The following is a 13,308-nucleotide window of genomic DNA, read 5'->3' as shown; positions in this document are numbered from 1 at the left end:
ACTCTCGCCATGCGCCGCTACGACAAGCACACCGACCAGGACGACATCCGCAGCCGCCCGAACCGCAAGGGCAACCGGCCTCGCACGCACATCCGGCCCAAGCACGAGGACTCCGTCGAGGGCATGGTCCTCACCGTCGACCGGGGCCGCCTGACCTGTCTGGTCGACAACCGGATCGTGATGGCGATGAAGGCCCGCGAACTGGGCCGCAAGGCCGCGATCGTGGGCGACCGGGTCGCGATCGTCGGCGACCTGTCCGGCAACAAGGACACCCTGGCCCGCATCGTCCGGATCGAGAAGCGCACCTCGGTGCTGCGCCGCACCGCGGACGACGACGACCCCTTCGAGCGCGTCGTCGTCGCCAACGCCGACCAGCTCGCCGTGGTCACCGCGCTCGCCGACCCCGAGCCCCGCCCGCGTCTGATCGACCGCTGCCTGGTGGCGGCGTTCGACGGCGGCCTCACGCCCCTGCTGGTCATGACGAAGTCGGACCTGGCCTCACCGGACAAGCTGCTGGAGCTGTACGGCCACCTCGACATCCCGTACGTCGTCACCAGCCGCGACGAGCTGGAGAACGGCGACGCGGCGGACCGGGTGCGCGAACACCTGACCGGGCGGATCACGGCGTTCGTGGGGCATTCCGGCGTCGGGAAGACGACCCTGGTCAACGCGCTGGTCCCGGAGGAGCGGCGGCGGGTGACCGGCCATGTGAACGCGGTGACCGGCCGCGGCCGCCACACCACGACGTCGGCGCTGGCCCTGCCCCTGGCGGGCACGGACGACTGGGTGATCGACACCCCGGGCGTACGGTCCTTCGGCCTGCACCACGTCGACCCGTCCCGGGTGATCCTCGCCTTCCCCGACCTGGTGCCGGGAACGGAGGGCTGCCCGCGCGCGTGCAGTCACGACGAGCCCGACTGCGCGCTGGACGCCTGGGTGGCCGACGGCCACGCCGACCCGGCACGGCTGTACTCCCTGCGCCGGCTGCTGGCCACCCGCGAGCGCACCGAGGGCGACTGATCCACGAGCTGATCCACGGGCTGACCACCGCGTTGTTTGCGTCCGCCCGGGCCCGGTAAGTGCATAATCGCACCGAGCCGGGGCCGGACCGGGCCGGGCGGACGGAGGGACAGCACATGGCGTGGCTGCTGGTGGTCGTGGCCGGGTTGCTGGAGACCGGCTTCGCCGTGTGCCTCAAGCTGTCCCACGGCTTCACGAGGCTGTGGCCGACCATCGCCTTCTGCGCCTTCGCGCTGGGAAGCTTCGGCCTGCTGACCCTCTCCCTGAAGAAGCTCGACGTGGGTCCCGCCTACGCGGTGTGGACGGGCATCGGCGCGGCGGGCACCGCGATCTACGGCATGGTCTTCCTCGGCGACCTGGTGTCGGTCCTGAAGCTCGTCTCGATCAGCCTGGTGATCATAGGAGTGATCGGACTCCAGCTGTCCGGGTCGGCTCACTGACCCGACCGGTCGGCCGGCTGTCTCTGGAGCGCCCCCCGCACCAGCTCCGCGACGCCGTTCTCCCCCGTCGGCGGCGCGGACACACAGGACAGGGCGAGCCGGACGGCGAGCTCGCAGGAGCGGGCCAGTTCGGCGGCGTCGGCCCGGACGGCGCCGGGACCGGAGAGCACGGCCACGGCCCGGTCGCGGACGGCGCCCACCAGGTCGGCGGGCGAGGGCAGCGGCCCGTCCGCCCGTCGCTGGGCCGGCACGGCCGAGGAGGACGGCACCGCCGAGAGCGTCGGCGAGGGCAGGCGTTCGCTCCAGAAGCCGGTGAGGACCGCCCGTACGAGGACGTTGTCGCGGGCGGCGGAGGCGGTCCACTCGGCGGTGGCGGTGAGCCTCTCCCGGGCGTCGCCGTGCACCGCCAGCGCCCGCTCGACCCCGGCGAGGTAGGCGTCGGCCTCGCGCCGGACGAGCGCCCGGGCCAGGCCTTCCTTGCTGCCGAACTCGTTGTACAGCGTCTGCCGGGACACCCCGGCCGCCGCGGCGACGTCCACCATCCGCACCGCGGCCCACGGTCGTCGTGCGAGCGCCTCGAAGGCGGCGTCCAGTAGGGATTCCCGCGCTGCAGGCATCATCGCCTCCCTGGGGCGAGCGGCTCTGCGCCCAGGTTTGACGCGGACGGGGGCACTGTCAAGGGTTCGCGGCGGCGACCGGTGGTCCACCGGCCGTGTCCACGGGTCCTCCCCGTCCGTCCCGCGGTCCCCTGTGGCCCGTTCTCACCTTCGGCGGATACGGTTCGTCCCATGCCGGACTACCACGACGACCTCCGACTCGCGCACGTCCTCGCCGACGCCGCCGACGCCGTGACCATGGACCGTTTCAAGGCCCTCGACCTCAAGGTCGAGACCAAACCGGACATGACCCCGGTGAGTGAGGCCGACAAGGCCGCCGAGGAACTCATCCGGGGCCAGCTCCAGCGGGCCCGTCCCCGCGACGCGATCCTCGGCGAGGAGTACGGCGTCCAGGGCACCGGCCCCCGCCGCTGGGTGGTCGACCCGATCGACGGCACGAAGAACTACGTACGGGGCGTTCCCGTCTGGGCCACCCTCATCTCGCTCACGGAGGCGGGCGAGGGGGGCTACCAGCCCGTGGTCGGCGTCGTCTCCGCCCCGGCGCTGGGCCGGCGCTGGTGGGCCGCGAAGGGACACGGCGCCTTCACCGGCCGCAGCCTGACCTCCGCCACCCGGCTGCGTGTCTCCGGGGTCTCGGAGCTCTCGGACGCCTCCTTCGCGTACTCCTCGCTGACCGGCTGGGAGGAGCGCGGGCTCCTGAACGGCTTCCTCGACCTGACCCGTGAGGTGTGGCGCACGCGCGCGTACGGCGATTTCTGGCCGTACATGATGGTCGCCGAGGGCTCGGTCGACCTGTGCGCCGAACCCGAGCTCTCGCTCTGGGACATGGCGGCCACGGCGATCGTCGTGACGGAGGCCGGCGGCGCCTTCACGGGCCTCGACGGGCGCCCGGGTCCGCACAGCGGCAACGCGGCCGCGTCGAACGGCCTGCTCCACGAGGAGCTGCTGGGTTACCTCAACGAGCGCCACTGAACGGTCCGCCCGACACTCACAGATGAGCGCGCGCGCCCTCAATTGGCTGCGCGCGCCCTCTTGTTGACCCTCGCTTTACCTGCCACGCTGACAGCACCCCCCACTTGTGAACTTGTGAATCCGTGAACAACCGTGGATTCTTAGGAGGTGGCTCCAGCCATGCTCGTCCGCGACGCCATGAGCACGGTGGTCCTCACCATCGGCCCCGCACACACCCTCCGTCAGGCCGCCGCCCTGATGGCCGCCCGCCATGTCGGCGCCGCCATCGTCCTCGACCCGGACGCCGGCGGCATCGGCATCCTCACCGAGCGGGACATCCTCAACTCCGTGGGTCTCGGGCAGGACCCGGACACGGAACGGACCCACGCCCACACCACCAACGACGTCGTCTTCGCCGCTCCGGGCTGGACCCTGGAGGAGGCGGCCCGGGCCATGGCCCACGGCGGCTTCCGGCACCTGATCGTCCTCGACCGCGACGAACCGGCCGGCATCGTCTCGGTCCGCGACATCATCCGCTGCTGGGCGCCGGCGCGGCAGCAGGTACCGGCCTGAGCGCGCGAACGGGCCGGACCCCCGCGGGGGTCCGGCCCGTTCGCACACGACGAGCGGTCCAGTGCTGTCGGCCGCGCAGGGTCCGTCGGGACCACGGCCTCCAGCCGCTCGCCGCGCATTCTGTCGACCTGATCCTACAGTGGACTTCATCCAAATCGATCCAGAATCTAAAGTCACACCTGTTCGGGACCTGGTCCCAGTAGCTGCTAGGCTGAATCCATGAGCGACCTTCTGGAACGACTGCGCGGACGCGGATGGCGGATGACCGCGCAGCGGCGTGTCGTGGCCGAGGTGCTCGACGGCGACCATGTCCACCTGACCGCCGACGAGGTGCATTCCCGGGCCGTCCTCCGGCTGCCCGAGATCTCCCGGGCGACCGTCTACAACACGCTCGGCGAACTGGTCTCCCTCGGCGAGGTGCTCGAGGTCGCCACCGACAAGCGCGCCAAGCGGTACGACCCGAACGCGCACCGCCCGCACCATCACCTGGTGTGCGCCCGGTGCGGCGCGATCAAGGATGTCCACCCGAGCGGGAACCCGCTGGCCGACCTCCCCGACTCGGAGCGCTTCGGCTTCACGGTCTCGGACGTCGAGGTGACGTACCGCGGGATCTGCCCGAACTGCGCGGCGGCCTGACCGACGCCCGCGGGCCGGATCCGGCGCACTCCCTCCCCGTACGCGGGGTTCCCTGATCTGACGGGTCGTCATATCGTCGGGTGCTGTGGGAGTTCCGTATCCGAAACTCAGCGCACGTGATCTGACCCGAACCTTCGGCCGGGGTCCGGGCGCGGTGGCCGCCCTCGGCCCCCTCGACCTCACCGTCGCCCCCGGCGAGTTCACCTGCGTCGTCGGCCCCTCGGGCTGCGGCAAGTCCACCCTGCTGCGCATCGCGGCGGGTCTGCTGCGCCCGAGCACCGGCACGCTGGAGATCCGCACCGCGAGCCCCAGGCCCGCGGCCATGATCTTCCAGGACTACGGCATCTACGACTGGAAGACGGTCCGCGCCAACGTCCGTTTCGGCCTCGACGTCCAGCGCGTCCCCCGCCGCGAGGCGAACGCCCGGGCCGACGACTGGCTGGCCCGCACGGGCCTGACAGGTTTCGCGGACGCCTACCCCGCGACCCTCTCGGGCGGCATGCGCCAGCGAGTGGCCCTCGCCCGCGCCCTGGCCGTCGCACCCGAAGTGCTGCTGATGGACGAGCCGTTCGCGGCCCTGGACGCCCAGCTCCGCACGATCCTCCAGGACGAGCTCCTCGACCTCACCCAGACCACCCGCACCACCACCCTCTTCATCACCCACAGCCTGGAGGAGGCGATCGTCCTCGGCGACCGCGTCCTGGTGATGTCCGCCCGCCCCGGCCGGATCATCGCCGAGCACCGCCCGCCCTTCCCGCGTCCGCGCACCGGGGACATCCGTTCGACCCCCGCTTTCACGGCGCTCAAGGGCGAGCTGTGGGAGCTGCTGCGCAGGGAGGCGGTGCCGGCGTGAGCACCCTGCTGGAGAAGTCCGGCGCGGGCGCGGACCCGAGTCCCGACGGGCCGGTCCTGGTCCGCCGGCCCGGCCCCGAGGAACTGCACCCCGTACGCACCCACCGCCGCCGCCGGGCGCTCGAACTGTCCCTGGCCCTCGCGGTCCCCCTGCTGCTGGTCCTCCTCTGGCAGCTGGCGGCCGTCCGCGGCTGGATCGACGACCGCGTCTACCCGGCCCCGTCCACGATCCTCGCCGACGGCTGGGACCGGGCGGCCGCCGGCGAGCTGTGGCCTGACGTGTGGGCCACCCTGAAGCGCGTCCTGGGCGGCTACGCGCTCGGCACGGCGTCGGGCTACGCGCTGGGCCTGCTGATGGGGTCGCTGGCGCTGGTCAGGGCAGCCCTGGAACCGCTCCTGGACGCCCTGTACGTCGTGCCGAAACTGGCTCTCCTGCCGGTCTTCCTGAACATGTTCGGCCTGGGCGAGGTGCCACAGGTGGCGCTGGTGGCGACGACGGTCTTCTTCTTCGTGTGGATCTCGACGATGTCGGCGGTGCTCGCGATCCCCTCCGGCCACCGCGACGCGGGCCGGGTCTTCGGCGCCTCCCCGTGGCAGATGTTCCGCCATGTCCTGCTCCCGGCCTCGCTGCCCGCCGTCCTGGTGGGCGCCCGGATCGCGGCGGGGGTGGCGGTCCTCGTCATCGTCGCCTCGGAGCAGATCGCCGCGGCGGACGGCCTGGGCCACCTCGTCTTCGACTCGCGCGCGCTGTTCCAGAACGACGTGATGTTCGTCGGGATCGTCTGCGTGGCGGTGCTCGGGGTGGTCTTCTCCGAGCTGGTGCGCGTCGTGGGGCGGCTGCTCACGCCGTGGGCGCCGCGGGACCGGGGCCGGGGGCAGTCATGAGCGGACGTCTCCGCGGGTGCGTCCGCGCCCTGCCGGTCGCCCTGGCCGTCACGGCCCTGCTGAGCTCGACGGCGTGCTCGTCGCCGTACGCGGGCGACGACGACGCCGGGGCCCGGTCCGAGGCCGCGACGCGCGCGGTCCGACCGGTCGAGGGCTGCGGCACCACCTCCTGGACGGACCCGGCGGACCTCTCCGCCGGACGCACTCCCGCCCGCTGCCAACCGGGCGCCCCGCCTCCCTCGCCCCTCTCCGAACGCCGCAGGCTCACCCTCGCGACGGGCACGCTGAGCGCGGAGTACGTGGCCCCGCTCCAGGTCGCCCTCGACAAGGGCGAGTTCGCGCGGGAGGGCCTGGACGTCACCCTCAAGGTGCTGCCCACGCCCGACGCCCTGCCGCTGCTGGCCAAGGGGGACGTCGACGCCCTGTGGGCGGCTCCGGAGGCGGCGGTCATGAACGGTGTGCGGGGCGGCTTCGACATCCGCTGGGTGGCGGGGAACTTCTCGCCCGGCCCCGGCTCGAAGAGTGGTCTGTGGGTACGGCTGAAGGACGGCGAGAGCGCGGCGGACGTCACGATGTCCGGCCGCCGGCTGGGCACGATGATCGGCAAGGGCTCGGTGATCGCCTACCCCATGGAGAAGGCGCTGCAGCGGCACGGGGGCGACCTGGCCCGGATCCAGTACCAGCAGCTGGGCTCCGCCGACGTCCTCACCGCCCTGCAGAACGGCGGCGTCGACTCGGCCTGGCTGCTCGACCCGGTCTGGCGCAGGGTCGAGGGCGAGCCGGGGTACGCCTTCCTCGGCGGCCAGCCTCCGGGCGAACCCCTGGGCGGCCTGCTGTACGGCCCGAGTCTGCTCGCCGACGACGTGGACGCGGGGGTGGCCCTGCTGCGGGCCTACATCCGCACCGTGAACACGTACTTCGCCGCGGACTACAAGACGGACGCCGGGTTCGTCGGGTACCTCGCGAAGCTGCTGAAGATCGACGAGGCGATCCTGGAGTCCACGCCCTCGCTCCGGATGGACTGGGAGATCCGCGCGGGCACGACCGACCGCCTCCAGGCCGCCTACGAGGCCCAGGGCGTCACCGCGGAGTCGGCTTCCCCGCTCCCCGAGTCGAGAACCGTGAACCGGCGCCTGTACGAGGAGGCCGTGGGCCACGCACCGTGACGCCCCGTGACCACGCACGGGAGACGAAACGACCGAGGGCCGGAACCCTTGCGGATTCCGGCCCTCGGACTTTGAGTAGCGGGGACAGGATTTGAACCTGCGACCTCTGGGTTATGAGCCCAGCGAGCTACCGAGCTGCTCCACCCCGCGCCGTTGAATGCAACGTTACGTGAAGGGGAAGGACAAAGGCAAATCCATTGACCGGCGCCCACCTGCGCAGGTCAGAGCCCCCCGGGGGGCGGGGCGTGGCGGCCACGTCGGCACCCGCCACACCCGGCGCCGGCGCCGTCAGGCCGAGAGCTCTTCCCGCAACGCGTCCCGCAGCCGGGCCGCCCGCTCGGCCACCTCGGCCGGGCCCAGCGACACCGCCCGGTCGGCCCACCGCTGCCCCTCGGCCAGCTCGCCGCGACGCGCGTAGACCAGGGCGAGCCGCAACGCCGCCCGCCCGTGCCCGGCGTCGGCCGCGCGCGTCCACCACACGGCCGCCTCGGGCTCGCTCCCCTCCCGCGCGAGCAGCAGCCCGAGGTTGAACGCGCCGTTGCGCGACCCGGCCTCCGCGGCCGTGCGGTACCAGCGCGCCGCCTCCACGACGTCCCCGCGCGCGGCGGCCAGCATCCCGACCCTGACCTGCGCCCGCCGGTGGCCCTGGGTCGCGGCCCGCTCGTACCACTCCTCGCACTCGGTCTTCTCGTGCACGGTCTCGCCGAGCTCGTGCGCGGGCTGCGGGGGCCGCCGCGCGTCCAGCACGGCCGCCAGCCGGTAGGCCGCCTCCGCGCTCCCGCCGCCGGCCGCGCACCGCAGATGCCGCTCGGCCTCCCGCTCGTCCCCGTCGCGCAGGCGCGCGATACCGACCTGGAGGGCCGCCTCGGTGTGCCCCGCGGCCGCCGCCCGCTCGTACCAGCGCAGCGCGACGGCGTCCTCGCCGCGCCCCGCGAACAGGATCCCGAGGTTGAACGCGGCGTCGACGCTGCCCGCCTCCGCCGCCTTGGAGAACCAGGGCTCGGCGCCGGCCGTGTCGCCGCCCCGGAGCAGCAGGATGGCCAGCGCGTTGGCCGCCTCCCGGTGCCCCGCGTAGGCGGCGCGCCGGTACCACTGCTCGGCCTGCACGGTGCGGCCCTGCTCGGCGCAGAGCAGGGCCAGGTTGTAGGCGCCGTTGTCGTCACCGGCGTCCATCGCGGCCCGGTACCACCGCTCGGCGGTCTGGGTCTGCCCCCGCTCGGCGTGCAGCGCGCCCAGCGCGTTCGCCGCGTTGCCGTCGCCCTCCTGCGCGGCCCGCAGCCACCAGATGGCCGCGTTCTCGGTGTCGCCGGCGTCGCGCAGCAGGAACCCGAGCGCGCAGGCGGCCCGTGCCTCGCCGTCCTTGGCGGACGTGAGGTACCAGCGCCCGGCCTCCTTCAGGTCGCCGCGCCGCTCCAGGATCGTCCCGAGGTGCAGGGCGGCCCGCCGGTGTCCGCGCGCGGCGGCCTGGCGGTACCACTGCTCGGCCTCCGCCCGCACGATGACACCGTTGTCGTGCTCGCACCCGTCCGCGTCGCCGCCGGTCCGGGCGCCTTTGCACTCCTGGTGGTCGAGGGCCCGGGCCAGCCGGTAGGCCGCTTCCCGGTGCCCCCGCTCGGCGGCGGCCCGCATCCACTGCTCCGCCCCGGGGTCCCCGCGGTGCTCCAGCAGGTCGGCGAGGGCGTACGCGCCCAGCGCGTGCCCCTGCTCGGCGGACTGGCGCAGCCAGTACTCGGCGGCAGGCTCGTCGCCGCACTCGCGGCGGTGGCGGCCCAGGGCGTGCGCGGCGGCGGCGGAACCGGCGACGGCGGCGACCCGCCACCACCCGGCGGCCTCGTCGGGGTAACCGCGCTGGTGGAGGAGGACGCCGAGGTTGTTGGCGGCGGCGCGGTCGCCCTCCGCGGTGGCGGCACGCAGATGGGGCTCGGCTCCGTCGAGGTCACCGCGGCGCAGCAACATGGCCCCGAGGACGCTGACGGCCTCGACGTCGCCGGCTTCCGCCGCGAGCCGCAGGCTCATCTCCTCGACGGCCTCCCCCGTCTCGACGGCCTCCGCCGTCTCGTCCCGGCTCTCGTCCGGGGTCGCTTCCTCACCGGAAGGCTGCACAAACCGCCCTGTCTCGAACAGAGTTGCCTTGTCCCCCATAACGTCCATCGTCGCACCACCCGCAACCCGGGTACACCTGGTATACCGCGGCCCGTAAGGTCACTTCAGCGTTTTGTCGACATGCCCACAGAGAGACAAGTCAAACACAGAACGCCCAACTCCCCACAGCGGCGCGGCCACCAGGCCCCCCGGCACATGCGTTCGCACACCACGAAGGCCCGGATCCTGGAAAGGATCCGGGCCTTCGTCTTCAGTAGCGGGGACAGGATTTGAACCTGCGACCTCTGGGTTATGAGCCCAGCGAGCTACCGAGCTGCTCCACCCCGCGTCGTGTTCCACAACCGTACCACGACGCGGGGTGGACAAGATCAGCCGCCGCTGGGGCTGGGACTCGGACTCGGACTGCTGCCGACGGTGCCTCCGGAGCCGCTGCCGGAGCCGCCGTTCGGACTCGCCGAACTCGTGGGGCTCGGAGTGCTGCTCGCCTTGGCGCCCTTGTCGGCCGCGGCCTGCGCCTCCTCGGCCCGCTTCAGCGCGGCCTCGAGATCCTTCTGCGCCTTGGCGTACGCGTCCCAGTCCGGCTTCTTCAGCGCCTCCTGGCCGGCCTCGAAGGCCTCCTGGGCGTCGGCCAACGCCTCCCGGACCGTCGGGTTGCTGGACGTCGGCGGCGTGGTCGTGCCGCCCTCGTCCGCCGGCGGCTTGGTCGCGCTCTCCGCGCCGAACACCTTGTTGAGGGCCTCGTCCAGGGTGTCCTCGAAGGCGGTGTTGCCTCCGTAGGTCACCAACACCTTCTTCAGGAGCGGGTACTTGAGTCCGCCACCGCGCACGTAGACCGGTTCCACGTAGAGCAGGCCGCCGTCGAGCGGCACCGTGAGCAGGTTGCCGTACTCGATGTCGGAGTCGCCGCCCTTGAGGAGCCTGATGGACTCGGCGATGTCCTGTTCGGAGTTGAACTGGCTCTGCACCTGTTTGGGCCCGTCGACCGTCGTGCTCGTCGGCAGTTTCAGCACTCTGATCTTGCCGTAGTCGGGAGTCCCCGCCTCGGAGTCGACCGCCATGAACGCGCTCAGGTTGTCCCGGCCGTTGGGCGTGAACGTCGTCGTCAGCGAGAACGCCTGCGCCTTCTGGTCGGGCATCCTCATGCTCAGGTAGTACGGCGGGACCGCGTCACCCGACTTGTTGGACGGGTCGTCCGGCACCTGCCACACCTCGCTGCCGCTGAGGAACGTCGTCGCGTCCTTCACGTGGTAGCGGGTGAGCAGCTCGCGCTGGACCTTGAACAGGTCCTGCGGGTACCGGAGATGGGCCATCAGGTCGGTCGAGATGGACGACTTGGACTTCACCGTGCCGGGGAAGGCCTTCATCCAGGTCTTCAGGACCGGGTCCTCGGTGTCCCACTGGTAGAGCTTGACCTCGCCGGTGTACGCGTCGACGGTCGCCTTCACCGAGTTGCGGATGTAGTTGACCTGGTTCTGCTGGGCCACCACCGCGCGGTTGTCGTTGGTCGCGGTCAGCGAGTCGGCCGTCGTGTCGCCGAGGGTCGTGCGGGAGGCGTACGGGTAGCCGTTCGTCGTCGTGTAGGCGTCGACGATCCACTGGATCTTGTGGTTGACCACGGCCGGGTAGGCGTCGCCGTCGATGGTGAGCCAGGGGGCGACCGCCTCCACGCGCTCCTTGGGCGTGCGGTTGTACAGGATCCTCGAACCGTCGCCGATGGCGCCGGAGTACAGGATCTGCGGTTCGCCGAACGCCACCGCGTACGCGGCCCGGTTGACCGGGTTGGAGAGGTTGACCCCGCTCTTGCCGGTGTAGCTGGTGGTCTTCTCACCGGCGTCGTCGGAGTAGTCGATCTCCTTCTGGGGACCGCCGACGATCGAGTACGCGGTCGTCTTCTCGCCGTAGTAGATCCGCTGCTGGTACGTGCCCAGGTCGCCCACGGAGGGCAGGTTGGACTCGGTGAAGAGCGGACGGCCCTCGGCGTCGGAGGTGGTGCCCTTGGCGGCGACCACGCCGTAACCGTGGGTGTAGCGGAAGTGGTTGTTGATCCAGTTCTGCTTGTCGACGCCCGCGAGGTTCAGCTCGCGCAGACCGATGACGGTGTCCTGGTCGGCCCCGTTCACGCTGTACCGGTCCACGTCCAGGTTGGTCGGGAACGCGTAGTACTTCCGCATCTGCTGGAGCTGCTGGTACGTCGGGGAGACGATGTTCGGGTCCAGGACGCGGATGCTCGCCGTGGTGTCGACGTCGTCGCGCAGCGTCGTCTTGTCCTTGGTGGTGCTCGTGCCCGAGTACTCGGTGACCTGCGCGCCGTCGATGCCGTACGCCTCGCGCGTCGCCTTGAGGTTCTTCTCGACGTACGGGGCTTCCTTGGCCTGCTCGTTCGGCTGGACCTGGAACTTCTGGACGATCGCCGGGTAGAGCCCGCCGATGAGGATGGCCGAGAGCACCATCAGGCCGAAGCCGATCACCGGCAGCTGCCAGGTGCGCCGCCACAGGGTGGCGAAGAACAGCAGGGCGCAGATGACGGCGATGCAGAACAGGATCGTCTTGGCCGGCAGGTAGGCGTTGGCGTCGACGTACCGCAGGCCCGTCCAGTTGTCCGTCGCCTTGAAGTCGCTCGACTTCACGGCCAGTCCGTAACGGTCCAGCCAGTAGGCGACCGCCTTCAGCGTGACGAAGATGCCCAGCAGCACCGACAGATGGCCGGTGGCCGCGGCGGTGGCGCGCGCGCCCGGGCTGGTGACGCGCAGCCCGCCGTACAGGTAGTGGGTGAGCGCGGCGGCGATCAGCGACAGGATCGTGGCGGCGAAGCCGAAGCCGAGCAGGAACCGGTACCAGGGCAGGTCGAACGCGAAGAACGACACGTCGAGGTGGAACTGCGGGTCCTTCTGGTGGAAGGGCACGCCGTTGACCCACATCAGCCAGGTCCGCCACTGCCCCGCCGCAGAGGCGCCGGCGATCAGGCCGACCAGGGCGGTGATGCCGAGCAGCAGCCATGTCTTGTACGGCGCGATGCCCATGCGGTAGCGGTCGAGGCTCTGCTGCTCCACCGACATCGCGCTGAGCGGCGGCCGCAGCCGGTGCGCCAGCCAGATGTTGAAGCCGACCGCGAGGGCCATCAGCAGGCCGAAGACGAAGAACAGCCCGATCTTGGTCCACAGCGTGGTCGTGAAGACCGACGAGTAGTTCACCGAGCGGTACCAGAGCCAGTCGGTCCAGAATCCCGCGAACATCGTGAACGCCATGCCGAGTACGGCTAGGACGCCCAGTGTCATGAGCAGGGTCCGGACGCGCCGGGACGGGCGGCCCACTCTGATCCGCGGCCCCGTGGGGCCTCCGCCGCGGTCCGGCATCTGGAAAGCCAAGGTGCGCACCTCGAAAGTCGCGATTGATTCCGTCAGGCCCGCGTGTTCGTGGACCGTTCGTGGCCCCCCGTGATCGTGGGCCCACACCTATGCAACTTACTCACCGTTTACTCGGTTCCCGATTCCACCCCTGAACGAGGCAGGATTGTGACCATGTCCAACACTCCCATGGCGGCGAGCCCGCTCACCCGGGCCGTACTCGAGATCGACGAGTACGCCTCCGGCCTCGGCTGGGACCAGCCCGCCCGCCTTTTCGCCCTCGTAGACACCGCTCGGCTGCGCACCCAGGAACCATCGCTCGCCGCCCAGCTCGGCCTCCAGGACGAGCCCGAGACCACCGGTCTCACCCCGATCGAGCAGGACGAAGTACCAACGGACAAGCCGCTCGACGAGTTCCTCGCCACGATCGCCTGGCCCGACGCGGTGGTCGGCTGCGCCCTCACCGTGGAGCGTCTGATGCTGCCCCCGACCGCCGAGGCACAGGTCCCGCAGGGCCTGAGCGACAAGAAGCTCGCGAAGTGGGTCGCGGAGCACCCCGACCGTCAGGAGGTACGGATGACGGTCGGGGTCCTGCGTGACGGCACCCGCGACTCGGCCCTCCGGCTGCGCGAGAAGGACGCCCCGACGGAGGTCCTCACCGGCGCGGGCCTGGTACCGGGGCTCGCCGAGGCGTTGTCGGCGACGTTCGCGGAGTAGCCCT

12 protein-coding genes and 2 tRNA genes are annotated in these 13,308 nt (G+C 71.6%); 9 read left to right on the top strand and 5 right to left on the bottom strand.

Annotation, left to right across the window (positions count from 1 at the left end):
• The first annotated feature begins 9 nt into the window (after nucleotides 1–9).
• Both rsgA and J2X68_RS17015 read left to right on the top strand, forming a co-directional pair.
• Nucleotides 10–1,020 (top strand): ribosome small subunit-dependent GTPase A, encoded by a 1,011-nt coding sequence (gene rsgA / locus J2X68_RS17020; protein WP_310433387.1) that lies wholly within the window; start codon nucleotides 10–12, stop codon nucleotides 1,018–1,020.
• A gap of 116 nt (nucleotides 1,021–1,136) precedes the next feature.
• Nucleotides 1,137–1,460: a multidrug efflux SMR transporter gene (locus J2X68_RS17015; RefSeq protein WP_057603330.1), complete on the top strand. Its 324-nt coding sequence runs from the start codon at nucleotides 1,137–1,139 to the stop codon at nucleotides 1,458–1,460.
• Here J2X68_RS17015 and J2X68_RS17010 read toward each other — a convergent pair.
• Nucleotides 1,454–2,080: a TetR/AcrR family transcriptional regulator gene (locus J2X68_RS17010; RefSeq protein WP_310433386.1), complete on the bottom strand. Its 627-nt coding sequence runs from the start codon at nucleotides 2,078–2,080 to the stop codon at nucleotides 1,454–1,456. The genes J2X68_RS17015 and J2X68_RS17010 overlap by 7 nt on opposite strands.
• Nucleotides 2,081–2,248: 168 nt before the next feature.
• On the opposite strand from J2X68_RS17010, the gene hisN reads away from it, so the two are divergent.
• The 6 genes from hisN (at nucleotide 2,249) to J2X68_RS16980 (ending at nucleotide 7,140) form a co-directional block, all read left to right on the top strand.
• Nucleotides 2,249–3,049, top strand: coding sequence for a histidinol-phosphatase (gene hisN, locus J2X68_RS17005; protein ID WP_310433385.1), 801 nt, complete (start codon nucleotides 2,249–2,251; stop codon nucleotides 3,047–3,049).
• A gap of 159 nt (nucleotides 3,050–3,208) precedes the next feature.
• Entirely contained in the window at nucleotides 3,209–3,601 is a 393-nt protein-coding gene (locus J2X68_RS17000) for a CBS domain-containing protein (RefSeq protein WP_310433384.1), read from the top strand.
• A 219-nt stretch (nucleotides 3,602–3,820) separates the two neighbouring features.
• On the top strand, nucleotides 3,821–4,237 hold the full coding sequence (locus tag J2X68_RS16995) for a Fur family transcriptional regulator (protein ID WP_310433383.1): 417 nt from the start codon (nucleotides 3,821–3,823) through the stop codon (nucleotides 4,235–4,237).
• An 85-nt stretch (nucleotides 4,238–4,322) separates the two neighbouring features.
• Nucleotides 4,323–5,090, top strand: coding sequence for an ABC transporter ATP-binding protein (locus tag J2X68_RS16990; protein ID WP_310433382.1), 768 nt, complete (start codon nucleotides 4,323–4,325; stop codon nucleotides 5,088–5,090).
• A complete protein-coding gene (locus J2X68_RS16985; RefSeq protein WP_310433381.1) occupies nucleotides 5,087–5,974 on the top strand; it encodes an ABC transporter permease in 888 nt (295 codons plus the stop codon). Before J2X68_RS16990 ends, J2X68_RS16985 begins: the two co-directional genes overlap by 4 nt.
• Nucleotides 5,971–7,140 (top strand): ABC transporter substrate-binding protein, encoded by a 1,170-nt coding sequence (locus J2X68_RS16980; RefSeq protein ID WP_310433380.1) that lies wholly within the window; start codon nucleotides 5,971–5,973, stop codon nucleotides 7,138–7,140. The genes J2X68_RS16985 and J2X68_RS16980 overlap by 4 nt, the downstream gene beginning before the upstream one ends.
• A 76-nt stretch (nucleotides 7,141–7,216) precedes the next feature.
• Here the strand turns inward: J2X68_RS16980 and J2X68_RS16975 are convergent.
• The 4 genes from J2X68_RS16975 to J2X68_RS16960 all read right to left on the bottom strand — a co-directional run bounded on the left by J2X68_RS16975 (nucleotide 7,217) and on the right by J2X68_RS16960 (nucleotide 12,596).
• A tRNA-Met gene (locus J2X68_RS16975) sits at nucleotides 7,217–7,290 on the bottom strand.
• A 138-nt stretch (nucleotides 7,291–7,428) separates the two neighbouring features.
• Nucleotides 7,429–9,291, bottom strand: a complete 1,863-nt coding sequence (locus J2X68_RS16970; protein WP_310433379.1) for a tetratricopeptide repeat protein — start codon at nucleotides 9,289–9,291, stop codon at nucleotides 7,429–7,431.
• Nucleotides 9,292–9,497: 206 nt separating this feature from the next.
• A tRNA-Met gene (locus tag J2X68_RS16965) sits at nucleotides 9,498–9,571 on the bottom strand.
• Nucleotides 9,572–9,611: 40 nt separating this feature from the next.
• Nucleotides 9,612–12,596 (bottom strand): UPF0182 family protein, encoded by a 2,985-nt coding sequence (locus J2X68_RS16960; RefSeq protein WP_310433577.1) that lies wholly within the window; start codon nucleotides 12,594–12,596, stop codon nucleotides 9,612–9,614.
• A gap of 165 nt (nucleotides 12,597–12,761) precedes the next feature.
• On the opposite strand from J2X68_RS16960, the gene J2X68_RS16955 reads away from it, so the two are divergent.
• Entirely contained in the window at nucleotides 12,762–13,304 is a 543-nt protein-coding gene (locus J2X68_RS16955) for a PPA1309 family protein (RefSeq protein ID WP_310433378.1), read from the top strand.
• Nucleotides 13,305–13,308: the final 4 nt, after the last annotated feature.

The organism is Streptomyces sp. 3330, assembly GCF_031456635.1.
Lineage (GTDB): Bacteria > Actinomycetota > Actinomycetes > Streptomycetales > Streptomycetaceae > Streptomyces.
The sequence above is the reverse complement of the archived record's forward strand: the minus strand, read 5'-3'. Positions and strand labels throughout refer to the sequence as shown.